Genomic DNA, 26,022 nt, shown 5'->3' with positions numbered 1-26,022 from the left:
CGGTTAGACAACTGGAAATCATGCTATTTCAGAGGTGGAAGACTTGTTAAAAGGATTATATACCGCAACGTCCGCAATGATTACACAGCAGAGAAGAACGGAAATGCTGTCAAATAATATCGCAAACGCGAATACATCAGGGTACAAAGAGGATCAAGGTTCAATCCGCGCTTTTCCCGAAATGCTTTTGAGCCGAATAGAAGGCGACAAAAAAACGAAAATCGGTTCCGTCAACACAGGCGTGTATATGCAGGAGCTGAAACCATTGTTCACGCAGGGCAGCCTGAAAACGACCGATCAGCCGACGGATATCGCGCTTATGGAGAATCAAGTTCCCAAGAATGCTGAAACGAATGAAAACGCCGAGCTGTTTTATCCGGTTCAGACTGCGGGCGGCGTCCGCTATTCAAAAAGCAGCACTTTCTCATTAAATGAAAACAATCAGCTTACGATAAACGGAAATCTTGTTTTATCAACAAACGGACAGCCGATTACAGTCGACAATGAAAAATTCACCGTATCAGAAAACGGCACGGTCACAACAAACGGCCGGCCGGCGGGACAGATTGACATCAGAATGGAAGAAGACGTGCGCAATCTGAAACGGGACGGCAATGACCTATACAGCACGGCCGACGGCTCTGAACTGCCGAGTGCGGCGGCGAATCCCCAAGTCTCGTATACCTTAAAACAAGGCGTCTCGGAGCTTTCAAACGTGGACGTGACAAGCACGTATACAGAAATGACGGAAGCATACAGATCATTTGAAGCCAATCAGAAAGTCATTCAGGCTTACGATAAAAGCATGGATAAAGCCGCAAATGAAATCGGCAAAGTGTAATAAAATGGGGGACGTTCAATTATGATGCTCAGATCAATGCTGACGGCTTCAACAGCCTTAAACCAGCTTCAGCAGCAGATGGATACAGTCAGCAGCAACCTTTCAAACAGTGATACGACAGGCTATAAAGCGAGGGACTCCCGCTTTTCCGAGCTGATCAGGCAGCAGTATGATCAAATAGATGATAAAAAGGAAAATTCGCCGAACATGCGGAAAACACCGCCCGGCCTGCGTCTCGGCGCCGGAGCGATGATGACGCCGCAGCTGGATTCAGGGCAGGGAAGCATCAAAAAAACCGACCGTGACCTTGATATCGCGTTCACATCACCATATCAATATCTCCAGGCAGAAGCGGACGGACGGCGGGTGTATACAAGGGACGGCTCACTCACCCTCAAGCCGGCCGGCGGAAATAACCGGGTTCTGCAGCTGATGACGGCGGGAGGCAATCCCATCCTCGATGAGAACGGTCAGCCCATCCAAATTGACAGCTCGCTGACTAAGCTGAAAATCAGCAAAACCGGAACCCTGACAGCTTCAGACCAGGCAGGGACCCGTTCTCAGACGTTTAATCTTGGCATCGTCAATGTCAATAATCCTCAGGCGCTTCATGCGGAAGGGGATAATCTGTTTTCCGTAAACGGTGCGGGAGCTTCAGCGATTGAAGAGCTGACCGGCGCAAACCGGCAGGGGATCGGCATGGAGCAGGGGGCGCTTGAAAATTCAAATGTCGATATGTCTAAGGAAATGACCGACTTAATCGTGTCGCAGCGTTCTTACCAGCTGAACAGCCGCACGATTACATTGGGAGACCAAATGCTGGGCTTAATCAACTCAGTCAGATAATAAAAGAAGGGGGCGTTTTGATCAGCCGCGCATGATGAAAAATGCGGCTTTCTCAAAATCGCCCTTTTTTTTGTAGTAATCCGTAATATCCTGAAGCAGCACTTCCAAATCCACCCACGCTTCAATTTTCTGCAGCTCCAGCACGAGCTTCTGCAATCGGTCGTACGGATCTTCCTGAGAGGTATACAGTGTTTTGAGCGCGGCCAGCTTCAGTTTCATGATGTTGTTCTGCACTTTGTCAGCTATGTATAATCCTTTCTGCAGCACGGTTTGTCCTTCGGCGGGGCATCCGGTTTTAAAAAGTGCTCTGACCGCTTCGTATACACAATGAAGGTAGGAAACGGGAGACTCCTTTTCAAAACGCTGATTGCCCAATACCTTTTTGTAAAAAGGAAGCGCCTCTTTATCTTTTTTCTGAGCGGTCTTTAAAAAACCAAAATTGTAATAAGCGTGGCACAGCAGGTTATTGTCATTGATGCGGTCTGTTATTTTTATGGATTCATTGAAGAGCTGTTCAGCGTCTTCATAGCGTGCCTCGTCTATGTAATTTACGGCGAGAAGCAGCTGGCAGCTGAGCGTTTTTTTGATGTAGCCGAATTCATTTTGATAGATCTTCAGCGCTTTGTTGACATATTGAATGGAAAGCGGAGGCGACTTCATCATGTAATAAGCACCCGCTGTTTTATAATAAAATTCAGCGGCTTCGATACGGTTCTGGATGGCCGGCAGGTACTGTTCGGCTTCTTTAAAGCGGCAGACAGCCCGGTTCGGAGTGCCGTTCACCATATGGAATAATCCTTTAAAAAAATGGAAATAATAAGTTAATTCATGATCCATCTCATCTTTGCGCCGCTTCAGCTCACAGAACAGTTTAACCAGCCCGTCTTTTTTCTCAAACAGCAGCTGAAACCGTGCAAAAAACAGCTGATATCTGAGATTGAGCTTTGCATTCTTTTGTAATTTGGGGAGATGCTGATTGATTTGTTCGTGAAGGGAACGGGCTAGATCGAATTGGCGTTTTCCCATGGCGTCATACCACTCATTCAGCATCACCAGCGTGCGTTTTTCAGTAAACTTAGCAATCATCTTCCAACCTCTTTGCTTAGGGTAAAAATCTTTATTTATCATAACACATTAATGGACGAGGCTCATTGCCAGCTGGTTACAGTTTATAGCGCGGTTGAAAAAGAAATTGATTCATAATATACTTCCAAATGTACAGATTGGTTACCACTTATACCTTCTATACATACTATTGTCGATGAAGGAGATGTCAAGAGAATGCTTGATACTCAGCAAATTAAAGAAATTATTCCCCATCGCTATCCGTTTCTTCTGGTAGACAGAATTACGGAAGTCGAAGAAGGAAAACGGGCGGCGGGATATAAAAATGTGACGGCGAATGAAGATTTTTTTAACGGCCATTTTCCTGAATACCCTGTTATGCCGGGCGTATTAATCGTAGAGGCTTTGGCGCAGGTCGGAGCTGTGGCGATGCTGATTAAAGAAGAAAACAGGGGCAGACTCGCGTTTTTTGCGGGGATTGATAACTGCCGTTTCAAAAAGCAGGTAAAACCGGGTGACAAGCTGGAGCTTGAAGTGGACATTACACGTGCACGCGGGACGATCGGACGCGGCAAAGGCGTTGCCAAAGTTGACGGCGAGCTCGTGTGTGAAGCCGAATTAACCTTTGCACTCGGAGAATAAAAATAAACAAATGGGCTTATAAAAAAGCCCATTTCGTGTAGAAAGGGGTGAATGTAATGTGGTCAGAATTTAAAAGCTTTGCGATGAAGGGCAATATCATGGATCTGGCAATCGGTGTTGTCATCGGCGGCGCTTTCGGGAAAATCGTGACGTCACTCGTTGAAGATATCATTATGCCGCTTGTCGGTCTTCTTCTTGGCGGCCTTGATTTTTCAGGACTGGCAGTGACATTCGGCGACGCCCATATCAAGTACGGAAGCTTTATACAAACGATTGTGAACTTCTTCATTATTTCATTTTCTATTTTTATTGTGATTCGCACATTAGGCAAGCTGAGACGTAAAAAAGAAGCTGAAGAAGAGGCGGAAGAAGCTGAAGAAACAGATCAGCAGACAGAACTGCTGACTGAAATCAGAGATCTGCTGAAACAGCGGGCGCATCACAATGACTAGGGCATAAAAAAAGGCTGGATGATTAACGTCCGGCCTTTTTCATGATTATAATTTTTGTTTGAACGCTTCAATCAGCCGGCTGCCTGAGTATCCTTCTTTCACGAGCGACTCCAGAATGCTTTCTGATCCGGGGTGATTTCTTGACACCATTTGACCGTAAATTAAAACTTGTATACTCTTTTCCAGCTCGACGATATTTTTGATGCTTCCCGTCAGCTGGGCGGGACGGTTGCTTTTTTTCGTAATCGTTACAAACACCTTCGCTTCTTTCTGGCTTTTCATCAGCATGTCAAAAAAAGAAAAGTGTTCGGCCGGGACCAGAGCTTCAATTAACCAATGGTTTTCACCGTCTTCTTTATTGATAATCAATCCGTCTAAAAGGGGAAACTGTTCAATCGGCCGATCGTCTTTATCTAAACGTTCCACATTCAGATCAACCAGTTTAAAGGTTTTCATCTCTATTTTCACCCCTGTTGTCCATGTTTTTTCGTTCATTTATTATAACACATATCACTTTTTCCGGGAAAATGCTGTAAGACATGCTTCATCATTTTTGTAGGCGGTCAACATTTAATCATTTCTATTTTTTCATTATAATGTAAAAGAATATAGTCATGGAGAGATGCTTATGAATCAATTGCGCCTGAAGGAAATTTATATAGAAGACGGCTTAAGGCGGGAAGACGATCATTCCTACTTAGTATCCAAAAAGGAAGAGTGCGAGGTGCATCTTAACAGAAGAGGGAATGTCGTCTTTTTGTATGAAACAAAAGACCGCATGGAACAGTATAAAATTCAGCTTTCACTGGCTGATAAAAAGCTGAGTTTTTACTGGTTCGCATGGGACGGCGGAAAGTTTGTCAGGATGTTTGAGAAAAACTGGCTTAAAACGAAACTTTTTTCGCGGCTGCTCAAAAATACATATTACATAAGCGGTCAAAAGAAAAAGTTTTTTTTATCTGAAAGAAAAGCGAAATCATAAGAGAGGCATAAACGGATAACGGTTTTTTCCGCTTTTTGTTTTCAGGAGCTCTTGTACTACAATGAAGCCACCCTCGAAAAGAGAGGAGGATACGGCTTGTTTAACCACGTGATGCTTGTCGGCCGGCTGACGAAAGACCCGGAGCTCCGATTTACATCAGCGGGCATTGCCGTGGCTCATATTACCTTGGCTGTCAGCCGCAATTTTAAAAGCGCGTCAGGTGAAACCGGGACTGACTTTGTCAACTGCACCATTTGGAGAAAAAGCGCTGAAAACACGGCATTGTACTGCCAAAAAGGGTCATTGGTCGGTGTGAGCGGCAGAATCCAGACGAGAAGCTATGAAAAGACAGACGGCGTAAAAGTTTATGTGACCGAGGTCATGGCTGATACCGTTCGGTTTATGGATCAAAAACGGAAAGAGCCGCTGGCTGAATAACATGCTTTTTTTCCTCTTTTTCCCGCCTTTTGGCGGGCCCCGCAATACCCCCTTCCTATACGCCAGTCGAAAGACTGGTTTTTTTGGTTCGGGGTCTAAAAGATGGTTAAAAAGAAGTGATTTCGCTTATAAACACTTAAAATAATTGAATGTTTTAAGATAAAAACTTATAATTACTTACAGATAAGTGACGAAAAAAGGAATGAGGACGTGTATCAAGAAGAAAGACTGATTGCGATAATGGAATATTTGAAACAGCATCGGCGGATCACTGCTGAACAGATATGTTCGCTGCTTCATATTTCAAGAGACACCGCAAGACGGGACCTTGTCAAGCTGAAAGAGCGCGGGGCCATTATCAGAACACGGGGCGGCGCGATTCTGCCGTCTGTGCATCAGGAAGTGCCTGGCTATTCCGGCCGGCTGAAAACCGTTTCTGAAGAGAAAAACAAAATCGGCAGACTGGCCGCCTCCCTGATCCATAAAGGAGACCGGATCATCCTGGATACCTCCACAACCGTGCAGGCCTGCGCCGAACATTTAAATGTCACCGGCTGCACTGTTATTACAAATTCGATCAATCAGGCCGATATCCTCTCTGCAAAAGAGGGAATTGACATTCATCTGCTCGGCGGAAAGCTGCAAAAGGAACACCGGTTTTTATACGGCGCTTCTGTGGTAGAAAAACTGGGGGATTATCACGCCGATAAGGTGCTGATCGGCGTTGTCGGCATCTCGGAAAACGGTCTGACGATACCGCATGAAGAAGACGGCATGGTCAAGCGTAAAATGATCCGGCAGGCGGAACAGGTGATTGCGCTGAGCGATCATTCCAAGCTTGGCCGTACGAGTTTTTATCAATATGCAGACCTGCACGAGGTTGACCTGCTGATCACCGATCGGCTGCCTGATCAGGATTTTTGCGATCTGCTCGACCGGCACGGCGTAGAATTGCTTGTAACTGATTCTGAAGAAGAGGATGAGGACATGTGAAACTGATTGCCATAGATCTGGACGGCACACTGCTGAACAGCAGTCATCAAGTAAGCGATGAAAACGAGCGGGCTTTAAGAGAAGCCCGGCAAGCGGGAATTGAAATCGTGGTGTCCACGGGACGCGCGCATTTTGACGTGCACTCCATATTCGAACCGCTCGGCATAAAAACTTGGATTATCAGCGCAAACGGAGCCGCCATTCATGCTCCTGACGGCAGCCTGTACCATTGTGATGCGATTGAAGAAACAAGGGCCCGGGGGATTTTGTCCTGGCTTGAAGAGAACCAATATTACTATGAGGTGTTTACAAACAAAGCCATCTATACGCCTGAAACCGGCAGGGAGCTGCTCGATATCGAAATGGATCGCGTAAAAAGCGCCAATCCGGAAACCGACCTTTCTATTTTGGAGCAGGCGGCTTCTGTGCAATACAGCCAGTCGGGCTTTGCTTACATTCAATCATACCGTGAGCTCTTTGAGAAAGAAGAACGTCTGGATTTTTACAACATTCTCGGGTTTTCGTTTGATGAGCGGAAGCTGAAAGCGGGCTGGGACCGATTCAGCGATCAGAAAGACCTCACCCTTGTCAGCTCTGCCGATCACAATTTTGAACTGTCGTCGCGACATGCTTCTAAAGGGCAGGCGCTTAAACGGCTGGCGCAAAAGCTCGGCATTCCGATGGCTGAAACCGCAGCGGTCGGTGACAGCTTAAATGATTACTCAATGCTTCAAGCGGCCGGAAAAGGCATAGCGATGGGAAATGCGAGAGAAGACATTAAAGAGATCGCTGACGCCGTTACATTGACAAATGATCAAAACGGCGTTGCGCATATGATCAGGAATTTACTTTAAAAGGTTTGGCGATACTGTTCACGACTGGCGTGACGCATTCATGGCAAATGCGGCGTAACAGTAAGGACGGCATTTTAAAAGACCGGCTCTTCCGAGAGAGCCGGTCTTTTTGCGTTTAATGTGATTGCGCCGATGCGCTGAGGGTGAATAATTCTTCAAGCTCATCGGATGACAGCTCGGTAATCCAATTTTCACTTTGGATAATCTGATCGTTCAGCGTTTGTTTCGTTTCGAGCATGGCATCAATTTTTTCTTCAATCGTTCCCGTCGTAATTAATTTGTGCACGTGGACGAACCGCTCCTGGCCGATTCGGTAGGCGCGGTCGGTCGCCTGGTTTTCCACAGCCGGATTCCACCATCTGTCATAGTGAATGACATGATTGGCAGCCGTCAGGTTCAGACCGGTTCCGCCCGCTTTCAGTGACAAAATCAGCGTCGGGTATTCTTTCTTCTGGAACCGTTCCACAAGGGAATCGCGCTCCTGCTTGGACAGGCTTCCGTTTAAAAACTGAACAGGCTCTCCAAATGTTTTTTCCAGGAGGCGCTTCATCATGTTGCCCATCTGAATGTATTGGGTGAAAATGAGGCAGCTTTCCCCTTGTCCGCGGATCGCCGCCATTAAGTCAAGCAGCTTTTCCAGTTTGACGGATCTCCCGTTTAACAGCTCTGTCTGTTCTTCCTTCAAATAGAGGGCAGGATGGTCGCATATTTGCTTCAAGCGGCCGAGCATGCTCAAAATCAGCGCTTTCCGCTGCATGCCGGTCAGAGAAGCCATATGTTCAAATGTATCTTTGACAAGCTGCTCATAAAGGGAGGCCTGTTCGGCCGAGAGCGGGATAAACTCTTTTTGTTCCAGCTTGTCAGGGAGATTAAGCGCCACTTCTTCATCCCGTTTTGTCCGGCGCAGTAAAAACGGCCGGATTAACTGCTGAAGCTGGTTGATTCTTTTTTCGTCACGGTCTTTTTCAATCGGCAGCACATAGCGTTTATGAAAGCCGGTCAGGCTGCCGAGATAGCCTTTGTTCATAAAATCAAAGATCGACCAAAGCTCTGTCAGGCGGTTTTCCATCGGTGTTCCGCTCAGCGCGATATGATGGACGCCTTTCAGTTTTCTGATCGCCCGGGACTGCTTCGTATGCGCGTTTTTAATATTTTGCGCTTCATCAAGGCAGATGGTGCTCCATGTCACGGAAGAAAGCTCTTCCTGATCGGCGTGCGAGAGGCCGTAAGAAGTAAGAACGACATCCGCGTCTTGATAGGCCGGGACAAATGCTTCCTCCTTCGGCCGGCGGGGTCCGTAATGAAGCACGGCCTTCAGCTGCGGCGCGAAGGTCTGGAGCTCACGCTGCCAGTTGCCGAGCACCGATGTCGGCGCAATGATTAAGGCAGGCGCTTTTTGCCGGCCGCTTTCTTTCACATGAAGAAAATAGGCGATCATCTGAATCGTCTTTCCAAGTCCCATATCATCTGCGAGACAGGCGCCGAAGCCGTTTTCCCGCAGGAAGAGAAGCCAGTTCATGCCGTACACCTGATAAGGACGGAGCTGTCCCTGAAACGCGGAGCTGACTTCATGCTCCGGCAGATCCCGGGCATCCGTCAGTTTGCGGATCAGGCTTCTGAGCTGCTTTGATAATTCGATCTTGATCCTGGCAAATGCCGATGAGTCAATGATGTCCGTGTCCTCGGCTCCGTTTTCCCCGTGATCCATCAGTTCGCGCGCCAGCACGTCGGACATGTGGAGACCCTCAGATTCCGCTTTTTCCATCAGTTTTTTCATCTGTTTAATAAATTGCGGATCAATTTTCACCCATTGGCCGCGGATGTTGACGAGACGTCTGTTGTTTGCGACAAGCTCATTGAATTCATCCTCTGTCAGCTCAATTCCGTTTGTGGCGAATCTCCAGTTGAAATCAAGCAGGGCGTTCATGCCGACGAAGGACTCGCCCCGCGGCGAGGATGACACTTTTGCTTTGAGCATCATATTGCTTTCCCGGACAATCTGCCACCACGATGGAAGAAGAATCTCCACGCCCATATCGACAAGCGTCTCACTCGCTTCCGATAAGAAGATCCAAGCTTCTTCTTCAGAAATGAGCGTCGTTCCCGAATCAAATGAAAGCCAGGGAACTGTTCGGCGGAAGCGGTCCTGTTCACGCGCGATTTTTCCGCTGTATGCCTGCCACGCTTTTTTCAGCCCCTTCAGTCCGTCGAAAAAGGTGATGGCTCCGGTTTTTTTCTCGCGTAAAAACATTTCGATTTTCCAGTCGTCACCGTCAAAATCAGGCTCGTTTAATCGCAGCCCGACGGTAAACGGCGTCAGGTCATCATTCCAGCCGATTCCCTCGAGAAAATCATCTTCGTCCAAAAAGGAGCCTTTAAACGTATGAACGGCCGGCGAACGGGTTTCGATCTGCTGCCATTTTTCCCGCAGGTCATCATTGTACTGAATGTAGTCCTGAACCGCGGCCGAGAACCAGTCTGCCGTAAAGCCTTCCAGCAAAAGCTCGCGGTCTTTGAAGCGCAGGACGCCGTTTTGCCACGCCTCATAATCCGGAAGAAAATCGCCGTCGGCTATAAATTCGTAGATCGTCGAAGCCGCTTCGATTAATGGTTCCGTTTCCTTTGTCAGCTGAACGGTGCTGAATGAATTGAACGAGTTTTTTCCGAGCAGCTCGACGGTCATCCACGGGCTGAGCAGAACAGCCGGAGTGCCGATGAAGCTGACGTCTTCAAGAAACGTTCCGTAAAAGGTGGACTCATGCCATTGGAACAGATGAGTCTTCATCTGACTGAGCGTAAGCGGCTGTTCTTTCTCATCATGGCTTGACAGCGTAAATGTCCAATCTTCCATTTGTTCTACATGAATGAAAATTTCCTTAAGACTCGCCATCAATCAACTTTCCTTTCTGCAATTCTTCTTGAAGGGCGCGCAGCCTCTTGTAGCTTGCGCTCAGCTGGCTGATATACCGCTCCCAAACCTGCTGTTTTTTTGCCTTTTTATAAAGCGTCCGCAGTTTTTTCAGATGGCGCGCAGCCTCTTTATAGGCGCTGCGGTTTTTTTGATCGATAAAAAAGGCCGCCGCTCGGTGATAGGAGGGGATGAGCGCTTCCGGATCACTGGCGGCAATCTCCTTCAAAATGTCTTTTTCGATTTCCCATACGGAAAAACCGACGAGGCTGTGAATCTCCACCCACTCCGCATACCGCCGTTTTTCGTACAGATACTGGCTGTATTCTGTAAAGGTATAGGGAAGGCAGCCGGAGGCAAACCGTTCAAACAGCTGATCATCCCGTGAGTGCCGCGCATAATCCGCCAGCAGCACAAACAGCTCTCCGATAATATCGCGCATTTCTTTAAACGGCTTATCAAGTTTCGTGTAGTTCACGGCAAGAGGTTCGATCTGACCGTACCATGTTTTCAGCCGTTTCCAGTCTTTTTTGGCGGTGAGCTCACTGAGCCATTGAAAGGTATAAGGCAGCGCTTCGGAAGGGAAGCGAGACATATCTTCAAAGACCGCTGCATCATCTTTTTGCAAAAAGGCCAAATGAAGCCGTCCGAACCGTACTTCCGGCGAAAAACGGCGGCCGCTTTCCTGTGCGAGAATCTCCTGTTCACGCGCGACCCATTTCGGCCGGTTCAAAAGCGAGCTCCAAACTTCACCGAATACCCGGAGGCGTTCGTATTGAAAAAGCTCCTCTTTCAGCAGAAGCCTGCGGATCACCGGAGGCGTCCGGTCCAAAAAGGGATCAAGCGAGAAAGACAAGGCATACGTTTTCAGTCTGTCAATGGAGGAGTAAATCGTATCCATCAGCTGTTCGACGTATGGATTGATGCTGTAATAATCTTTTTCGGCATCCAGTCTGCCTGACTCAATCAAAGTAAACATATGAAGCCAGACGGCAAGCGCCGAGTGAATCTGATATAAGCTTTTGAGCTCGGGTTTTTTCGGGGCGTGTTTTTTGAGCGCTGACAAATAGCCGTAATAAAGCCCCTGCATCGTCTGGCTTCCGGCCGGCGTCCGCGCCTCCCACAGCGAGAATTCCGAATCAAAAAAAGCGAGCCAGCTTGACAGCGACTCTTCATTCGGCAGCACTTTTTCCTGAAACTGCCTGCGGACAAGCTCCTTGCTTTCCTCAAGCTTTTCTCTTTCCAGCCAATGCTCGGTAAAGGAACCGACCCGTTCAAATTGGGCATATACGTAAAGAAAAACGGCCAGCACGTGGCGGCAGATCGCCTCAGACGGGCATGCGCAGCCGCTTTTCACCATGAAAAATAAGTTCAGCGTGACCCTTACAGGCACAACATCCTGCACATACGCGGAAATCTCTGTCGGGGTTTGAACCTGTATACGATAGACGGAATCCTGCCGATATAAAATGAGTGCTTTCTTCATCAGCTGAACATTGTCTTCATTGTAAGGAAGAAGTTCTTTAAGCTGTTCAGCCGCTGCGAGCACATCTTCTTTAGCAATCATATCCTGAAGCATGATTATCGCTCCTAACGAGTCACAAAATAAAAAGATTCCAATTCCTCTATTATATCGCAACACATGGTCCGGAAAAAGTTTTTCCTAAAAAAGGACATAAAAACCTGAGTGTGTCGAATGATGTATTAGAGATTGCAAAACAGCACCCGACAGCATATAATAATCTTGTTTTCAATTTAATGGAAGCCGAAAGGAAACGAATGATGAAGAAAACGAAGTTAGATCAAGAGGAGTTTCTGAAGATTTTAATGCATGCGCACGACATCGGTGAGCAGTCCTCTGAGATGACCACAAAAGAAATGCTTGAGAATTTGATTTCTCATATTAAAAATGGATATGCAACATAAAGTCCCGCGGGCTCTTGACCGCGGGATTTTTTATTGTTCCTGTAATAACAGTGTGTAAAACGCTTACAAAAATAAACCGAATAGAAGTGTTTATATATTTTTGTCGAATATTGTCATTTGAAAAGGTTAGAAATGACAGTTCAAATCTGTATAATCGTAATTGGAAAAGTTCATTGGAGGGAATAGGAATACACGGAAAGTGATATGGAGGTTATATGGGAGAATCCGCAAGCATAAAAGAAATATTCGCAATACTGAGAAAGCGTCTGCTGTTTATACTTATTATCACCGCGTCGGCATCTGCCGCAGGCGGACTCATCAGTTTCTTCGCTCTTACGCCGGTCTATGAAAATTCAACGCAAATTTTGGTCAGTCAATCCAAAAACAATCAAAAAGAAGTCCAATTCAATGACGTTCAAACCAACCTCCAATTAATCAACACGTATAATGTCATCATCAAAAGCCCGGTCATCCTCGATGAGGTGATTAAAGAGCTGAATCTGTCCATGACTTCGAAAGAGCTGGAATCGAAAATCACGGTATCCAGCGAGCAGGATTCACAAGTCGTGACGATCGCCGTGCGGGATACGGATGCAAAGCGGGCGGCCGTTATGGCAAATACGGTTGCAGCCGTTTTTCAGGACAAGATCACGGCCATCATGAATGTGGATAATGTCAGCATTCTTTCAAAGGCCGAAGCGGCGGACAGCCAGTCACCGGCAGAGCCTAACCGTAAGCTGAACATCGCGATTGCGTTTGCTGCCGGACTTTTGGGCGGAATCGGTCTCGCCTTTTTGCTGGAACATCTGGATAATACGATCAAATCGGAGGAACAGCTGGAATCGCTGCTCGGCATCCCGGTCTTGGGAACGGTTACTTCAATCAGCGCAAAAGACAGCGTTGCCAAAAATTTGAGGATGGCAGAAACCAAACAAGCGGGAGGCGGACAAGTTGACGCGTAAAAAAGACAAGCCGGCAAAACGAAGCGTGATTACGATGTCAGAGCCGAAGTCCATCAACTCAGAACAATATCGGACGATCCGTACAAACATTGAATTTTCTTCCGTCGATACGGAGGTGAAGTCCCTTTTAATCACATCCGCAGGTCCGGAAGAAGGAAAGTCGACTACCGCGGCCAATCTTGCCGTCGTATTTGCCCAGCAGGGGAAAAAAGTGCTTTTAATTGATGCGGATCTGCGCAAACCGACGGTTCATTTCACCTTCAAATTGGATAACGGAACCGGCTTAACGTCGCTGCTGTTACAACAGATTCCGTTTCAGAAAGCCGTCCTGCGGGCTGAGGAAGCCAATCTCGATATTTTAACGAGCGGGCCGATCCCGCCCAATCCGGCGGAGCTTTTATCGACGGGGGCCATGAGGGATCTTCTGTCAGAAGCAGCCCTTGTTTACGATAAGGTGATTTTGGACACGCCTCCCGTTTTGGCCGTAGCCGATACGAAAATATTAGGCAGCTATACTGACGGGGCCATTATGGTGATCTCAAGCGGGAAAACGGACAAGGAAAAAGCGGCCAAGGCGAAAGAAGCGCTCGATTATTGCCCGTGCAAGCTCCTCGGGGCCGTGATGAACGGGAAAAAACAAACGAAACACTCGGGCTACGCCTATTATGGACAGTAATGTCATAATGGGCGCGGTCCATTCTTTTTAAGAAGGAGGGATTAAAATATGATAGATATCCATTGTCACATCCTTCCTTCCATAGACGACGGCGCGGCGGATGATACAGAAAGCCTCGAGATGGCGAGAGAAGCGGTCAGACAGGGAATTGATACGATCATTGCGACGCCGCATCACGTGAAATACCGCTATGACACGGACCGGCATACGGTCAAAGAAGCGGTCAGACTGTTAAACAAACGTTTGAATAAGGAAGGCATACCGCTCACCGTTCTGCCCGGCCAGGAAATCAGAACAGACGGAGATCTGCTGGCAGGTCTTCAAAGCGGCCCGCTTATCCCGCTCCATGATACAAAGTATGTACTGGCGGAGTTTCCGGCCGATCATGTTCCGGCCTACGCCGAACGGCTTTTTTATGAATTGCAGCTGAGGGGATATGTCCCTGTCATCGCCCACCCGGAGCGGAACAGAGAAATCCGCGAAAATCCGTCCGTCCTTTACAGTCTTGTAAAGAAAGGCGCTGCTGCCCAAGTGACGGCCGGCTGCCTTGCCGGAGCATTCGGGCGGAAAGCGAAGAGCTTTTCACTGCAGCTTATTGAAGCGAATTTGATCCACTTTCTCGCATCTGACGCTCATAATCTCGGGTCGAGAAATTTTTATTATCAGGAGGCGCTCGGCGTTCTGAAAAAAGAAGCCGGGGCGGAGCTGGTTTACATGCTTACGGAAAACGCTGCGCTTCTCGTTGAAAACAAAGCCGTTTATAAGGAACCTCCGCTGCCTGTGGCCCGCCGTAAGCGCTGGGGTCTTTTTTAACCATCTTCCCTACCCCGTTTAAATGAAGCATAAGCGGCTGTTTTGCAAGATGATCTTTTTATGCTTATGCTATAATCAGCGGCCGGCGCCGTTTTTTCTATCATGACCGCAGGCTTCCGGCATTCTGCCGGCGCCGGGATCATATGCTAATAACGGTAAGCTGCCCAGCAGCAATTTCTAAACGGTTGGGGGAACACGATGAAAATAACAGTGATCGGAACAGGCTACGTCGGTCTTGTGACAGGAGTGTCTCTTTCAGAAATCGGCCATGACGTAACATGCATAGATATTGACGAACGTAAGGTTGAGCAGATGAGAAAGGGAATATCCCCTATCTTTGAACCGGGCCTTGAAGATATGATGAAACGAAATATCGGCCGGCATCGGCTGGCCTTTGAAACGAGCTACGAAAAAGGGCTTGCGGAAGCAAAGGTTATTTTTATAGCGGTCGGAACGCCGCAAAAAGAAGACGGGCACGCAAACCTTACCTATATTGAAAATGTCGCCGAACGGATTGCCGAATCTATTTCTAAAGATGCGATCGTCGTGACAAAAAGCACGGTTCCCGTGGGAACGAATGACAGGATCAGCGAAGTTATTCATTCACGGCTGAAATCGGACGTAAATATTTCAATCGCCTCGAACCCGGAATTTCTCCGTGAAGGTTCGGCGATTCACGATACCTTTCACGGCGACCGCATCGTAATCGGAACTGAAGACCGGCAGACGGGAGAAACGCTTGACCGGGTTTTCGCGCCGTTTGCCATTCCGGTTTATCATACGGATATCAGAAGCGCCGAGATGATCAAATATGCATCGAACGCTTTTTTAGCGGCAAAGATCAGTTTTATTAATGAAATTTCCAATATATGCGAAAAAGTCGGTGCGGATGTGGAATCAGTCGCACACGGAATGGGATTGGATAAACGGATCGGCAATCAATTCTTAAGAGCCGGCATCGGCTACGGGGGTTCCTGCTTTCCGAAGGATACAAACGCCCTCGTGCAGATCGCGGGACATGTGGAGCATGATTTTGAATTGCTGAAGTCCGTCATTAAAGTCAACAATAACCAGCAGTCCATGCTGGTTGATAAAGTGCTGAACAGGCTCGGCGGAGTTACGGGAAAAACCATAGCGTTATTAGGGCTGTCTTTTAAGCCGAATACTGATGATATGCGGGATGCGCCGTCCATTGTCATTGCGGATCGTCTGGCGGCTCTTGACGCCCGGATGACAGCGTACGATCCGATCGCTTCATTCCGGGCTTCCGAGCTGCTTCCGGCCGGGGTTTCCTATCGGGAGTCTATAGAAGAAGCGGTCAGGGGAGCTGATGCCGTGTTGATTTTGACAGACTGGGAAGATATTAAGCATTTTCCGCTTGAAGCCTACAAAGAGCTGATGGAAACTCCGGTTATTTTCGACGGGAGAAACTGCCACTCGCTTAAAGAAGCGGAACAGGCGGGCGTGGAATATATCTCAATCGGAAGAAGAGCCGTCCTGCCTCAGACTGATTCTGTCACTTGAAAGGCCGGCCTCCGCGCCGGCCTTTATTATATTTATAATGATGATACACGGCAAAGGAGACGGTTATTGATAACCGGCTCCTTTTTTTAGGGAATTTATCATGGATATATAGAGGAGGTCTGTGAATGAACGTGCCGATTGCATGAGTCTTTTGGCGTTAATAAAGAGCACCTCGGCTGCTGAAAATAAGCCATTTAACCTATTTAAGCTGCTTTCTGTCTATTTTAAAATATAATATATGGAAATATAGTATGGAAAAGTCTGTGCTTTTTGTACGACTTTTTGCGTAAGACGAGGTGAAAACAGATGAGCCATTCAAGCACATTAAGCCATATTAACAGCACAATCAGCCATAAACTGGGCGAGATCGAACACCAAATTGATAAATTAAAAGAAGCGAAGAGAGATATAGAATCTCTGCAGGAAGAGGGCATGTCTGAAATCAAAGACATCCTCAGACCGCACTTGGATCATCATTGGACCGGCACTTTCGCTGAGGAATTTGATGAGCGGCGCGATCAGGCCCATACAGAGGCATACAGAATCGTTACAGACAAATACGACGGGTATATTTATCGGATCGGCTTAAAGATGACACAGCTTGAAATTGAAAAAGGAGGGCTCCTTGCCGCCAGAAGCATCGCGAGAGAAGCAGAGCACCTGCTGACGCTTGGTGAAGAAGCCCTTGACGCCGTGGGAGACAAAATACAATCAATCAAAAGAAGCTGGAGTTGGTTTTAATGACAGAAATAAAACTCAAATACGGAGCCGTCATGAAACAGCTTGAATCCGTCAGCAGCGCGCTGGAGGCCGTTTCGATCGGGAATGCGGGTTCAAACGGGAAAAACAAGCTTGACTATACCTCCAAGTACCACTCCCGCGAGGCAAAGCTTGTATCCATGATCAGCGAATATAAGCAAGCCGTTCATAAGAACATCTCGGACGTAAAAGACAATGTAGACTCCCTGAAAGAACAGGACGAGGCGATCGCCGTAAAATAACGAAAGAAAGGACTTGCCGATGAGCAAAGTGTTTGAATCACAATCGTTAACGGATGAAGCAGACAAGAGAAAGAAACAATACGAAGCTCTTGAAGAACAGCTGAATGCGCTCAAAAAAGCCTTTCAAGGCATGGCTGATCTGGGTGATGCTTTGAAAGGAAAAGGCGCAGACAATATAAAGGATTTCTTTCAGGGACAAGCGGAAATCGCCGAAAGCTGGCTGACGCTTGTTTCTGCTCAAATTGCGTTTTTAAACGGCATTTCAGGTGATATTAAAGATCAAGAACTCAGCGATTCATATGTGGAGACTTCGTTTTTGGAGCATGAGCTGCCCAACGCGGACTTGAAGGCTTCAGAAATTGTCTCCGCCCATAAAGCCGAAATCGACTCCATCTTGTCAGGCATCAGCGATATTATTCATCTCGACACGTATACGCTTGATGATTACGCAGATAAAATGGGCGATGCCCAGAAAACCAGACGTGACACGATCACGGCAGTCGATAAGCTTGATGAATCCCTGACCACTGAATATCAAAATTTAGAATCTCTGGACAACGCGGTTCTCAGCAAATATTCCGCTCTCATGCAAGCCACCAGCAACGGGAAAAGCGCATCCCCTATGTACTATGACAAAAAAGCCTTCCACAGCAATGAAATCTACAAAAGCGTCATTGAAGCAGAAAAGCAGGGAACGGACTATATTGATGCAAAAGCCCAGCAGGCCGAAGCAAGACGGCTTCAGGAAAAGGCTGAAAAAGAAGCCAATAAACCATGGTACGAGAAAACATGGGACGGTATCTGCAACTTTACCGGAGAAGTCACTGGCTATTATGATTATAAAAGAGCAGCCGAAGGCGTCGATCCGGTGACCGGAGAAAAACTCTCCACCGCCGAACGCGTCACAGCGGGAGCGATGGCCGCCGCCGGATTCATACCGGTCGTCGGCTGGGCGGGCCGCGCTTTCAAAGGCGGAAAAGCCATCTACAAAACCGGAAAAACCGTCATGGCCGCAGAACACGCTTTAGACGTCTATAAAACCGGAAAATCCTTAGACATTCTCAAAATGACAGAAATGGGCGCATACGGCCTCGTCGCCTCAAACGGTTTCTCAGAAGCCGTCACAGGCAGAGATATGTTCGGAAACAAAGTGTCTGAGGAGAAGCGGAAAACGGGTGCGCTGGAAGCGGCGTTGAGTTTGGTTGGTGCTGGTGTATTGGCGAAGCATGTAAACAAAGGCATCCCGCTTGCAACCCATTCAAAAGTTCAAACAGCTAACAAGACACTAGAAAAAGTAAAACAATTCAAAGTCCCAACAAACGTCCGCGTGTACGCAGAACGCCCTGTAACTCCTGATGGCTTCACATTCGGAATCCCGACAGTACGTGTAGATGTGGAAAAGACGGCTGTTAAGGATCTTGGGATTGTGAAGATGGTCGGTGGTAAAACTCCTAATTTTTCTAAACTTCATGATTATGTCGCTCATAATAATTATTATAGCTCTAAAAAATTTAGAAGAATGATAAACGAAGCAGAATACTTTGATCATGGAAAAAAACACATAAAAGCTAAGACTGATGATCAGGCAAAACAATTCAGTGAGACTGGAAAGAAACAAGCACAGTATTTAGCGTCTGTAGATAATAAGACTTTAGAGAAATTAGTTTTACAACAAGGTAAAATTGTTGATGAAGGAAAAGGAACTATTTACTTTTTTCATCGCTTTGACCAGCCTGTTGGTTATGACTTAGGAAAACCATGTAACTGGGTAAGAGCAGAATTAACAAGTGGAGGAAAATATCACGGACATCCAATGAATGATGACAGAATAAAAAATTATTTAAACAAAATGATTTCGAGAGAAGAGTATATTCAAAATAGGAAGTGAATACGCTTTGAGAATTGCTGACTTTTTAAGAATACAACCATTAAAGTTCCTAGATGGATGGACTGTGGTAGTAAATAATTTAAACCCAGAAAAAAAAGAAAAATATGAACTACTAAAACTGCAAAATGAAAAACGTAACGCTTTAATTAAGGTAATTTATGAAAATGATCAATACCATGTCATAGTAACGGGCTTAAAAACAGATAAGATTTATGAAGATGAATCTTTTGATGAGATAGAACAATTATTAGAAGAGTTAGAATATCAAATCTGGACTGTGGGAAGCGGGGTTTTAGAGGGTTTGCAGCCGCTAAACCAACATGTTCCCAATTTCTTAAGGCTTAAGATACCGGCGGGTTGGACTGTTGATTATATTACATTAAAAGATACTGATCCTAAAACTTTAGAGGAAAATGATGATGCTTGGTTATTTGACTTTAATCAAGATCTCCTGCAGATTTCTCATAAGACAAAAAATTTGCTGCTTGACGTAGGATGGTACCCAGAAGGGGATCCCACTGGAAGTTATGGCATTGAACTGATAAAAAACGAAGATTGGGAAAATCCTTTAGAGGATATGATGTGTACTGAACGTAAAGAATTAATTAAACAATTGGATTATATTTTTATGAAAGAAATGAAAAATGAATATTAATAAAAAAGCAGCTTATACTATCTGCTTTTTTCAATGATATAATTTGGAGTCATTGCTAGAATCGACATGCAGGACAATTGAGCGCGAAGAGAGGAAAACCAATGAAATGAAAATACATCAAATTCACGATTTTGATCTAAATGATGAAGCGGATTTTAGTCAAATACAACAATCCCTTATACATAAAATCAACCTATCCCCCGTCATCCATCCAAACTCCATCAACACCTGCGCAGGCGTCGACCTCGCTTATTGGGAGCAGGACGGGGAACCGTACGGGGTGTGCAGTATCATCGTGATTGACGCTGATACAAAAGAAGTCATTGAAAAGGTGCACAGTATGGGGAAAATCAGCGTGCCGTATGTGTCCGGTTTTCTTGCGTTTCGTGAGCTGCCTTTGATCATCGAGGCGGCGAAAAAGCTGGAGACGGAGCCGGATGTGTTTCTGTTTGATGGCAACGGGTATCTGCATTACAATCATATGGGCGTTGCCACCCATGCGGCTTTTTTTCTGGGGAAGCCGACGATCGGGATTGCGAAAACCTATCTCAAAATCAAAGGCTGTGATTTCAAGATGCCTGAAAATGAAGTCGGCGCATACACCGATATTATCATTGACGGCGAAGTATATGGCCGGGCGCTGCGGACGCGGCGGGATGTGAAGCCTATTTTCTTGTCTTGCGGACATAACATTGATTTAGAAAGCAGCTATCACATCACGATGAGTTTGATCAATCATGAAAGCAGACTGCCGGTCTCTGTTCGTCTGGCTGACCTTGAAACACATGTCTTGCGAACGTTTTATCAGAAAAATCACGTGTAACACTTGGGGCTCTAAGCCGCCAAGTGTTTTTTTGTATGCCTGGTGTCTGCTTTATTAAAAACCTTGTCGACCTTGCGGATAAGGTTTCTATTTGAATGTTTTTCGCGTCAAATCGATAAAAGCCTTTAATGGTGCAGACATCCACTTGTCCTTATGCCATGCCAGTTGAGTAAAAACAGGGCATTCATTCTGCCAGTTGAGCTCTTTCATCCGTCCTTCTGCAATATCGTCTTTTACTGTCATTTCAGGCAATAGTCCAATTCCAAGTCCGGCCATCACGCATTGTTTGATGGCTTCTATGCTGACAAATTCTAATTTATTAGGGTAGACTCCGGCGTCTTGTAAAGTGTCCTCAAAGAGCGTGCGGTATGAGCAGCCGTCCTCTGTCAGCAGAAGGGTTTCGTTTTGAAGATCCTTCAATGTTACTGGTGAGTCTGCTGGAAAAGGATGGTCATTGGCGGCTACCATTTTGATCTCATCCTGAATCAAAGATTCAACGTGCAGTGCGTCTTCCGTTCGGTTCACATCTAAAATGAAGGTGATATCAAGCTGGCCCTGTAAGAGCTGTTCTTTCGCTTGTTCGTTGGAAATATACGGTTTGAATATGAGCTTTACTTGAGGAAAAGCCTGTTTGAATTCTTTTATGATAGGCGGAAGGCGATATGTGCACTGGCTTTCCGTCGCCCCGATTTTCAAGGTTCCGGTTGTTTCTCTTACTTGATTTGCGGCCATTTTTGCTTCTTCTGTTAACGCAATGATCTTCTCCGCATAGGATTTGAATGTTTTGCCGGCTTCTGTCAAGATAAGCCGCTTGCCGAGCCGTTCAAATAAAGGAGTCCCGATTTCTTCTTCAAGTGATTTGATCTGAGAGGTAACGCTTGATTGTGCATAGTTAAGCATCTTGGCGGTTAGGGTGAAGTTTACATGTTCTGCTGCGGTAATAAAGGTGATCAGCTGCTTCAATTCCATTTGATCTCGCCCTTTCTAAATCGGTTTTATCGATTGAAACAATCGAAATAATCATCTGTATTGATTGATGAATCCATTATATGATGAAGAAAATCATTCGTAAACAAAGGAGCAGATGCATCATGAAAATTGCGGTTATTAATGGCGGAACTCGGTCTGGCGGAAATACGGATATTCTTGCGGATAAAGCTGTTCAAGGATTCGATGCGGAGCACATTCATTTGCGGAAATATCAGATCCGGCCAATTGAAGATCTGCGCCACGCCCAAGGCGGCTTTCGTCCTGTTCAAGATGAATACGATTCTATTATTGAACGGATATTGCAGTGTGATATTCTCGTCTTTGCCACCCCAATTTATTGGTTTGGCATGTCAGGGACATTAAAGCTGTTTATTGATCGCTGGTCACAGACGTTGAGAGACCCGAGATTTCCTGATTTTATACAGCAAATGTCAGCGAAGCAGGCCTATGTAACAGCAGTGGGAGGAGACAATCCTAAACTAAAAGGGCTGCCGCTGATTCAGCAATTTGAACATATTTTTCATTTTATGGGGATGCCCTTTAAAGGCTATGTGCTGGGAGAAGGCAATCGTCCCGGTGATATTCTTCATGATCATCAGGCGCTGAACGCTGCGAGCAGCTTACTGAAAAGAAGCGATGAGATATGAAGTTTTTGCTGTCGGTCATTGCTGGCATGCTGATTCTTGCATTGTTTTTATTTTGGAAGGTCCAGCCTCCTGTTTGGATACAGGTTGAAACCAATTCGCCTCAGTTGAAGCAATCTGTGAGAATGGCAGGAACTACGCTGCAAGTCAAGCACATCATCAAGAGTGATGCAGGAGAAGAAATAACTGTCATATCAAACGGCATTTCCGGGCCTAAATAAAAAAGCACCTGTCCAGGTGCTTTTTTCTACAAATGAGGAACCACAAGGCCTCCATACAAAAACGCTGCGATAATCAGAAAGGCCGGATGCAGCTTGAATTTTGTCAGGGCAAGGAGAGAAATCCCCGCAATGACTAGTGATTGAATCCAGCCGATCGCTTTGATGCCGTCTGCGCCGATTTGCCACGTAAGAATGAGCATCATGACGGCGATGACGGGCTGGACGGACAGCGTCATGCCTTTGATGACGGGTGATTGGCGGAAGCGCTGAATGATGCGAAGAAGCACGATCAATGCGAGCGCCGACGGTACGACGGTTGCGATCAGCGCAATCAGGAAGCCGGGCCATCCGCCTGCGCTGTAGCCTACATACGCGGCGATTTTTGTGGCGATCGGGCCGGGTAATGCGTTCGCGAGGGCGAGCATGTTTGAGAATTGATCGTTTGAGAGCCAGCTGTATCTGTTGACGACTTCTTCAAACATGAGCGGAATAGACGCAGGGCCGCCGCCATATCCGAGTACATTTGCAATAAAAAACGCCATAAATAAATAGATCATCATCATGAAGCCGACATTCCTTTATCTTTTGAACGTTTATTTGTGATTTTGTCTTTCAATTTAAAATGAAACGCGCCGTACGCTAAGAAAATAATAATGACAAAGCCGGGATTGATCTGCAGCGTTTGCAGGCCGATAAAAGCGATGATAAAAAACAAGATGCCGGTGACCCAGCCGAAACCTTTTAGCGCTTTTTGGCCAAACTCGTACGCCATAATGCCGAGCATGACGGCGATAACCGGCGTGACGGCGCCAATCATGCCGGCAACAACCGCTGAGTGGCTTAACACATTTACAGCGGCAAACAAGCCTACCATCGCAAGGCATGTAGGCAGAATGTGGGCGAGGGCTGCCAAGATTGCGCCTAACGTGCCTTTCAGCTTGAAGCCCAGATACGCGGCCATTTTTGTGGCAATCGGTCCGGGAAGCGCATTTGCGATCGCTAATATTTCTCCGAATTCATCATCATCTATCCACTTGTATTTATTGACGGCTTCATGGCGGATGAGCGGAATCACGGACGGGCCGCCCCCGAATCCGAGAATGCCTGTTCGCACCATTGCCGCGGTAATGTCCCAATAGGGGTTTTTCATTGCCGTGTCCTCCTTACAGCTTCATGCCCATTCTGCTTTTATACCGTTTAATCAGCATTTGGCAATCGACGCTGACGACGCCTTTTTGCGTATAGAGCCGTTTTGTCAAAAACTCTTCCATCTCCTGATCATTTGCGAAAATGCCGTGCATATGCAGCTTGCTCGGTCCGGTCATGTGATAAAGGCTTGTCACGGCCGGCTCCTTTTCAAGCTTTAACGCTGTTTCCTCCAAATACTGCGGCTCCACTTCCACATTAAAAAACACGGACACATGGCGGCCGATTTTCGCCGGGTTGATGACAGCGGTGAATTTTTCAATTACGCCGGCATCCATTAAATGCTGGATGCGGTGCTGAACCGCCACACGCGACAGATTAACCCGCTTTCCTAAGTCTGTATAGGAAATCCTCCCTTCCTCGTGCAAAATCGAGAGAATATGTTTATCCGTTTCATCAAGTACAAGGTTCGGAATGCTGTACTCATGTTCCAATCGGCTTCACCTTCCTTCATCTGGTAGACATTATTGTATCATGAAATCTTACGGTATGAAGGATAAATTTTTTAATTGTTTTCGTTACGTAATAAATATTGATTTTTTATTATCGGAAAGAAAATAGTGTGTGAGATTTTCTCTCAGAAAAGTGGATGCCGTCGGTGCCGCTTTTTATACTTGAGAAAATTTGTAAAGGGGCTTGCCATGAATACTTCTACCATCGGAACGAAACAAATGGTCGTCAGTCCGCATTATCTTGCTTCCCAGGCGGGGGCCGGCATTCTTGAAAAGGGGGGAAACGCGTTTGATGCAGCGGTGGCGGTCAGCGCCTGCCTGGCAGTCGTTTATCCGCATATGACGGGGCTTGGCGGAGATTCATTTTGGCTTACATACCATCAAGAAACGGGGCGAATCAAAGCTTACAACGGGAGCGGCCGCTCAGGAAAACATGTGACGAGAGACTTGTATCGAGGCAGAGAAGCGATACCGATGCGAGGGACAGAAAGCGCCATTACCGTTCCGGGAATGGCGGACAGCTGGGATGCCGTGCTTTCGGCGTACGGGCGTCTTTCGCTCGCTGAGGTGCTGAAGCCCGCCCTTGATTATGCGGCAGACGGATTCCCGGTGTCCGCCGACCAGTGCGCCCACACAGAACGAAATCTCGCTCTTTTAGCCTCAACACCTTATACCTCAGCCATTTTTACGAGAAACAAAAAAGCGCCCATGCCTGGCGAGCGGTTTGTCCAGAAGGATCTGGCGGCCAGCTTGGAGCAGCTTGCTGAAAAAGGCAGGAGCGCTTTTTACGAAGGGGATATCGCCCAAAGCATCACATCATTTTTGCAAAACAACGGCGGCCGTCTGACGCTTGATGACTTTAAAGCCCATCGCGGCGAGTGGACGGACCCGGTATCCTCCGATTACCGCGGGTACCGCATCTATCAGGCTCCCCCGAATTCACAGGGGTTTACAGGCTTAATGACGCTCAATATATTGGAAAACTATGATTTTTCTAAGATCGAACACGGCTCCTTTGAATATTATCATCTGCTGATCGAGGCGCTGAAAAAGAGTTTTCAGCATCGGAATGAAGTGCTGACTGATCCGGCGTTTTCTCATATTCCGCTGGATCGGTTACTTGATAAACGGTATGCAAAGCAGCTGGCGGAAGACATCGGTTACACGGCTGCGCCGGCGCTAAGCCGTCCGGTCGGAAGCGACACTGCTTATGCCGCCGTCAGAGATGCGGAAGGAAATGCCGTTTCCTTTATACAGAGCCTTTATTTTGAGTTCGGATCAGCCGTTACGGCGGGGGAGACGGGCATTCTGCTGCAAAATCGCGGGTCATTTTTTTCGCTGGATGAATCTCATGTCAATACGCTCGAACCCGGCAAACGGACCTTCCACACCCTCATGCCGGCGATGGCCTGTAAAGAAGGGAAGCCGCACATCCTGTACGGCACCCAGGGAGGAGAAGGCCAGCCGCAAACTCAGACGGCGCTGATTACACGCATCATTGATTACAACATGGACCCGCAGCAGGCGGTCAGTGAGCCGCGCTGGGTGTGGGGGCGGACATGGGGAGAGGCGTATGAAGGGCTGAGGGTCGAAAGCCGGATCAGCCGTGAAACGAGAGAAGCATTAAAGCAAAGCGGCCACCGCGTTGAGACGGTTAGCGATTTTGACCGGATCATGGGACATGCGGCAGCGATCGTCATTGATGACGAAGGTTTTCTCCAAGGCGGGGCCGACCCGCGCGGCGACGGAGCGGCCGCAGGGGTATAGAGCATGATCCGTTAACGGATGAAAAAAATAAGTACGCCGAGTGCGGCCGATAGACCCGCCTAAAACGAATCGTACACATATTGCTTTTTCTCCCGCCGGTGCCGCCGCTCCATTAAGCCGCTGCAGCAGAAAAGCATAGAAATAACTCCTGCAAATACGTACATTCATTGAATAATGACACCGCTGCGATGCCCGAAATAAGCAGTGTGATTTCGATTAATTGATGTGTGCCGTTTATCGGCTTCTGCTTTTTAACAGGCTTTGGCAAATGGAGAACTTTGACGGCAAATACGTGAAACATAAGGCTGAGCAAAATAAATACGGCTGAAAAAATCAGTAACTGAATGAAATCGATCGTCTGCCCCCTAAAAACTGGTCATTCGTTTAGGACCTTGTAAGTTTCAATCTTTTATAAGACATTAGACTGAGTTAAACGGTCAACAGATAAAAAAG

Annotated in this window: 29 protein-coding genes and 1 pseudogene; 21 read left to right on the top strand and 9 right to left on the bottom strand. The window is 46.9% G+C overall.

The genetic code is table 11. From position 1 onward, the window contains the following. Nucleotides 1–43: 43 nt before the first annotated feature. Both AD710_RS05960 and AD710_RS05955 read left to right on the top strand, forming a co-directional pair. Nucleotides 44–841, top strand: a complete 798-nt coding sequence (locus AD710_RS05960; protein ID WP_047475848.1) for a flagellar hook-basal body complex protein FlhO — start codon at nucleotides 44–46, stop codon at nucleotides 839–841. A 24-nt stretch (nucleotides 842–865) separates the two neighbouring features. Next, entirely contained in the window at nucleotides 866–1,687 is an 822-nt protein-coding gene (locus tag AD710_RS05955; RefSeq protein WP_029575297.1) for a flagellar hook-basal body protein, read from the top strand. Between the two features lie 21 nt (nucleotides 1,688–1,708). On the opposite strand, the gene AD710_RS05950 is transcribed toward AD710_RS05955, so the two are convergent. Further along, on the bottom strand, nucleotides 1,709–2,773 hold the full coding sequence (locus AD710_RS05950) for a tetratricopeptide repeat protein (RefSeq protein WP_049627558.1): 1,065 nt from the start codon (nucleotides 2,771–2,773) through the stop codon (nucleotides 1,709–1,711). 195 nt (nucleotides 2,774–2,968) lie between these two features. Between AD710_RS05950 and fabZ the strand changes: the two genes are divergently transcribed. Both fabZ and mscL read left to right on the top strand, forming a co-directional pair. Then, nucleotides 2,969–3,394, top strand: coding sequence for a 3-hydroxyacyl-ACP dehydratase FabZ (gene fabZ, locus AD710_RS05945; protein ID WP_003151242.1), 426 nt, complete (start codon nucleotides 2,969–2,971; stop codon nucleotides 3,392–3,394). 56 nt (nucleotides 3,395–3,450) lie between these two features. Next, entirely contained in the window at nucleotides 3,451–3,846 is a 396-nt protein-coding gene (gene mscL / locus AD710_RS05940; RefSeq protein ID WP_049627557.1) for a large conductance mechanosensitive channel protein MscL, read from the top strand. Nucleotides 3,847–3,891: 45 nt separating this feature from the next. Here the strand turns inward: mscL and AD710_RS05935 are convergent, their stop codons facing one another. Continuing rightward, on the bottom strand, nucleotides 3,892–4,302 hold the full coding sequence (locus tag AD710_RS05935; RefSeq protein ID WP_016937685.1) for a YwpF-like family protein: 411 nt from the start codon (nucleotides 4,300–4,302) through the stop codon (nucleotides 3,892–3,894). 172 nt (nucleotides 4,303–4,474) lie between these two features. Between AD710_RS05935 and AD710_RS05930 the strand changes: the two genes are divergently transcribed. From AD710_RS05930 to AD710_RS05915, 4 genes are all read left to right on the top strand, one after another. Then, nucleotides 4,475–4,828 (top strand): hypothetical protein, encoded by a 354-nt coding sequence (locus tag AD710_RS05930; RefSeq protein WP_016937686.1) that lies wholly within the window; start codon nucleotides 4,475–4,477, stop codon nucleotides 4,826–4,828. Nucleotides 4,829–4,924: 96 nt separating this feature from the next. After that, on the top strand, nucleotides 4,925–5,266 hold the full coding sequence (ssb, locus tag AD710_RS05925) for a single-stranded DNA-binding protein (RefSeq protein WP_045926379.1): 342 nt from the start codon (nucleotides 4,925–4,927) through the stop codon (nucleotides 5,264–5,266). A 210-nt stretch (nucleotides 5,267–5,476) separates the two neighbouring features. Continuing rightward, nucleotides 5,477–6,259: a transcriptional regulator GlcR gene (locus tag AD710_RS05920; RefSeq protein ID WP_016937688.1), complete on the top strand. Its 783-nt coding sequence runs from the start codon at nucleotides 5,477–5,479 to the stop codon at nucleotides 6,257–6,259. Then, on the top strand, nucleotides 6,256–7,113 hold the full coding sequence (locus AD710_RS05915) for a Cof-type HAD-IIB family hydrolase (protein WP_049627556.1): 858 nt from the start codon (nucleotides 6,256–6,258) through the stop codon (nucleotides 7,111–7,113). The genes AD710_RS05920 and AD710_RS05915 overlap by 4 nt, the downstream gene beginning before the upstream one ends. Nucleotides 7,114–7,228: 115 nt before the next feature. On the opposite strand, the gene AD710_RS05910 is transcribed toward AD710_RS05915, so the two are convergent. After that, a complete protein-coding gene (locus AD710_RS05910) occupies nucleotides 7,229–10,003 on the bottom strand; it encodes a DEAD/DEAH box helicase (protein ID WP_049627555.1) in 2,775 nt (924 codons plus the stop codon). Next, nucleotides 9,990–11,600 (bottom strand): SWIM zinc finger family protein, encoded by a 1,611-nt coding sequence (locus AD710_RS05905; RefSeq protein ID WP_049627554.1) that lies wholly within the window; start codon nucleotides 11,598–11,600, stop codon nucleotides 9,990–9,992. The genes AD710_RS05910 and AD710_RS05905 overlap by 14 nt, the downstream gene beginning before the upstream one ends. Nucleotides 11,601–11,803: 203 nt before the next feature. Between AD710_RS05905 and AD710_RS19510 the strand changes: the two genes are divergently transcribed. The 10 genes from AD710_RS19510 to AD710_RS05855 all read left to right on the top strand — a co-directional run bounded on the left by AD710_RS19510 (nucleotide 11,804) and on the right by AD710_RS05855 (nucleotide 20,289). Further along, entirely contained in the window at nucleotides 11,804–11,947 is a 144-nt protein-coding gene (locus AD710_RS19510; RefSeq protein WP_014471134.1) for a YwzD family small protein, read from the top strand. A gap of 215 nt (nucleotides 11,948–12,162) precedes the next feature. Beyond that, complete coding sequence (locus tag AD710_RS05895; RefSeq protein ID WP_049627553.1) at nucleotides 12,163–12,909, top strand: protein-tyrosine kinase activator TkmA; 747 nt, start codon at nucleotides 12,163–12,165, stop codon at nucleotides 12,907–12,909. A 34-nt stretch (nucleotides 12,910–12,943) separates the two neighbouring features. Continuing rightward, nucleotides 12,944–13,585, top strand: a complete 642-nt coding sequence (locus AD710_RS05890; RefSeq protein WP_049628774.1) for a CpsD/CapB family tyrosine-protein kinase — start codon at nucleotides 12,944–12,946, stop codon at nucleotides 13,583–13,585. 48 nt (nucleotides 13,586–13,633) lie between these two features. Beyond that, the gene (locus AD710_RS05885) at nucleotides 13,634–14,398 is read left to right on the top strand and encodes a tyrosine-protein phosphatase (RefSeq protein WP_016937694.1); all 765 of its coding nucleotides are present in this window, start codon (nucleotides 13,634–13,636) and stop codon (nucleotides 14,396–14,398) included. A gap of 198 nt (nucleotides 14,399–14,596) precedes the next feature. Next, nucleotides 14,597–15,922, top strand: a complete 1,326-nt coding sequence (locus AD710_RS05880; protein WP_049627552.1) for a UDP-glucose dehydrogenase family protein — start codon at nucleotides 14,597–14,599, stop codon at nucleotides 15,920–15,922. Between the two features lie 306 nt (nucleotides 15,923–16,228). Further along, on the top strand, nucleotides 16,229–16,663 hold the full coding sequence (locus AD710_RS05875; protein ID WP_049627551.1) for a DUF5082 family protein: 435 nt from the start codon (nucleotides 16,229–16,231) through the stop codon (nucleotides 16,661–16,663). Continuing rightward, nucleotides 16,663–16,923, top strand: a complete 261-nt coding sequence (locus AD710_RS05870) for a YwqI/YxiC family protein (protein WP_049627550.1) — start codon at nucleotides 16,663–16,665, stop codon at nucleotides 16,921–16,923. The genes AD710_RS05875 and AD710_RS05870 overlap by 1 nt, the downstream gene beginning before the upstream one ends. A gap of 19 nt (nucleotides 16,924–16,942) precedes the next feature. Continuing rightward, the gene (locus tag AD710_RS05865) at nucleotides 16,943–18,811 is read left to right on the top strand and encodes a ribonuclease YeeF family protein (RefSeq protein WP_049627549.1); all 1,869 of its coding nucleotides are present in this window, start codon (nucleotides 16,943–16,945) and stop codon (nucleotides 18,809–18,811) included. Nucleotides 18,812–18,818: 7 nt separating this feature from the next. After that, complete coding sequence (locus tag AD710_RS05860; RefSeq protein ID WP_049627548.1) at nucleotides 18,819–19,466, top strand: hypothetical protein; 648 nt, start codon at nucleotides 18,819–18,821, stop codon at nucleotides 19,464–19,466. Nucleotides 19,467–19,572: 106 nt separating this feature from the next. Then, on the top strand, nucleotides 19,573–20,289 hold the full coding sequence (locus tag AD710_RS05855) for an endonuclease V (RefSeq protein ID WP_049627547.1): 717 nt from the start codon (nucleotides 19,573–19,575) through the stop codon (nucleotides 20,287–20,289). Between the two features lie 87 nt (nucleotides 20,290–20,376). Here the strand turns inward: AD710_RS05855 and AD710_RS05850 are convergent, their stop codons facing one another. Next, entirely contained in the window at nucleotides 20,377–21,258 is an 882-nt protein-coding gene (locus tag AD710_RS05850) for a LysR family transcriptional regulator (protein ID WP_045926388.1), read from the bottom strand. Between the two features lie 122 nt (nucleotides 21,259–21,380). Here AD710_RS05850 and AD710_RS05845 point away from each other — a divergent pair, with 122 nt between their 5' ends. Continuing rightward, entirely contained in the window at nucleotides 21,381–21,926 is a 546-nt protein-coding gene (locus AD710_RS05845) for a flavodoxin family protein (protein WP_049627546.1), read from the top strand. Then, a complete protein-coding gene (locus AD710_RS05840; protein WP_049627545.1) occupies nucleotides 21,923–22,144 on the top strand; it encodes a hypothetical protein in 222 nt (73 codons plus the stop codon). Before AD710_RS05845 ends, AD710_RS05840 begins: the two co-directional genes overlap by 4 nt. A 26-nt stretch (nucleotides 22,145–22,170) precedes the next feature. Here the strand turns inward: AD710_RS05840 and chrA are convergent, their stop codons facing one another. The 3 genes from chrA to AD710_RS05825 are packed head-to-tail and all read right to left on the bottom strand — an operon-like array spanning nucleotide 22,171 to nucleotide 23,784. Continuing rightward, nucleotides 22,171–22,707 (bottom strand): chromate resistance efflux protein ChrA, encoded by a 537-nt coding sequence (gene chrA / locus AD710_RS05835; RefSeq protein WP_049627544.1) that lies wholly within the window; start codon nucleotides 22,705–22,707, stop codon nucleotides 22,171–22,173. Then, nucleotides 22,704–23,294 (bottom strand): chromate efflux transporter subunit ChrB, encoded by a 591-nt coding sequence (gene chrB, locus AD710_RS05830; RefSeq protein WP_049627543.1) that lies wholly within the window; start codon nucleotides 23,292–23,294, stop codon nucleotides 22,704–22,706. The genes chrA and chrB overlap by 4 nt, the downstream gene beginning before the upstream one ends. A 13-nt stretch (nucleotides 23,295–23,307) precedes the next feature. Next, entirely contained in the window at nucleotides 23,308–23,784 is a 477-nt protein-coding gene (locus AD710_RS05825) for a chromate efflux transcriptional regulator ChrS (RefSeq protein ID WP_016937711.1), read from the bottom strand. 207 nt (nucleotides 23,785–23,991) lie between these two features. Between AD710_RS05825 and ggt the strand changes: the two genes are divergently transcribed. Next, nucleotides 23,992–25,569 (top strand): gamma-glutamyltransferase, encoded by a 1,578-nt coding sequence (ggt, locus tag AD710_RS05820; protein ID WP_049627542.1) that lies wholly within the window; start codon nucleotides 23,992–23,994, stop codon nucleotides 25,567–25,569. A gap of 59 nt (nucleotides 25,570–25,628) precedes the next feature. Here ggt and AD710_RS20260 read toward each other — a convergent pair. After that, nucleotides 25,629–25,924 (bottom strand): annotated as a pseudogene (locus AD710_RS20260) (DUF4181 domain-containing protein). Nucleotides 25,925–26,022: the final 98 nt, after the last annotated feature.

It is taken from the genome of Bacillus sp. JFL15 (genome assembly GCF_001184225.1).
Taxonomy (GTDB): Bacteria; Bacillota; Bacilli; order Bacillales; family Bacillaceae; genus Bacillus; species Bacillus siamensis.
The sequence above is the reverse complement of the archived record's forward strand: the minus strand, read 5'-3'. Positions and strand labels throughout refer to the sequence as shown.

Coding starts and splice junctions, on each gene's coding strand:
- AD710_RS05935 (WP_016937685.1), bottom strand. CDS start 4,302: ATGAAAACCTTTAAACTGGTTGATCTGAATGTGGAACGTTTAGATAAA.
- AD710_RS05910 (WP_049627555.1), bottom strand. CDS start 10,003: ATGGCGAGTCTTAAGGAAATTTTCATTCATGTAGAACAAATGGAAGAT.
- AD710_RS05855 (WP_049627547.1), top strand. CDS start 19,573: ATGAAAATACATCAAATTCACGATTTTGATCTAAATGATGAAGCGGAT.
- AD710_RS05865 (WP_049627549.1), top strand. CDS start 16,943: ATGAGCAAAGTGTTTGAATCACAATCGTTAACGGATGAAGCAGACAAG.
- fabZ (WP_003151242.1), top strand. CDS start 2,969: ATGCTTGATACTCAGCAAATTAAAGAAATTATTCCCCATCGCTATCCG.
- AD710_RS05930 (WP_016937686.1), top strand. CDS start 4,475: ATGAATCAATTGCGCCTGAAGGAAATTTATATAGAAGACGGCTTAAGG.
- AD710_RS05955 (WP_029575297.1), top strand. CDS start 866: ATGCTCAGATCAATGCTGACGGCTTCAACAGCCTTAAACCAGCTTCAG.
- AD710_RS05870 (WP_049627550.1), top strand. CDS start 16,663: ATGACAGAAATAAAACTCAAATACGGAGCCGTCATGAAACAGCTTGAA.
- AD710_RS05845 (WP_049627546.1), top strand. CDS start 21,381: ATGAAAATTGCGGTTATTAATGGCGGAACTCGGTCTGGCGGAAATACG.
- AD710_RS05895 (WP_049627553.1), top strand. CDS start 12,163: ATGGGAGAATCCGCAAGCATAAAAGAAATATTCGCAATACTGAGAAAG.
- AD710_RS05950 (WP_049627558.1), bottom strand. CDS start 2,773: ATGATTGCTAAGTTTACTGAAAAACGCACGCTGGTGATGCTGAATGAG.
- chrB (WP_049627543.1), bottom strand. CDS start 23,294: ATGAAAAACCCCTATTGGGACATTACCGCGGCAATGGTGCGAACAGGC.
- AD710_RS05885 (WP_016937694.1), top strand. CDS start 13,634: ATGATAGATATCCATTGTCACATCCTTCCTTCCATAGACGACGGCGCG.
- chrA (WP_049627544.1), bottom strand. CDS start 22,707: ATGATGATGATCTATTTATTTATGGCGTTTTTTATTGCAAATGTACTC.
- mscL (WP_049627557.1), top strand. CDS start 3,451: ATGTGGTCAGAATTTAAAAGCTTTGCGATGAAGGGCAATATCATGGAT.
- ggt (WP_049627542.1), top strand. CDS start 23,992: ATGAATACTTCTACCATCGGAACGAAACAAATGGTCGTCAGTCCGCAT.
- AD710_RS05850 (WP_045926388.1), bottom strand. CDS start 21,258: ATGGAATTGAAGCAGCTGATCACCTTTATTACCGCAGCAGAACATGTA.
- AD710_RS05905 (WP_049627554.1), bottom strand. CDS start 11,600: ATGCTTCAGGATATGATTGCTAAAGAAGATGTGCTCGCAGCGGCTGAA.
- AD710_RS19510 (WP_014471134.1), top strand. CDS start 11,804: ATGAAGAAAACGAAGTTAGATCAAGAGGAGTTTCTGAAGATTTTAATG.
- AD710_RS05890 (WP_049628774.1), top strand. CDS start 12,944: ATGTCAGAGCCGAAGTCCATCAACTCAGAACAATATCGGACGATCCGT.
- AD710_RS05880 (WP_049627552.1), top strand. CDS start 14,597: ATGAAAATAACAGTGATCGGAACAGGCTACGTCGGTCTTGTGACAGGA.
- AD710_RS05875 (WP_049627551.1), top strand. CDS start 16,229: ATGAGCCATTCAAGCACATTAAGCCATATTAACAGCACAATCAGCCAT.
- AD710_RS05840 (WP_049627545.1), top strand. CDS start 21,923: ATGAAGTTTTTGCTGTCGGTCATTGCTGGCATGCTGATTCTTGCATTG.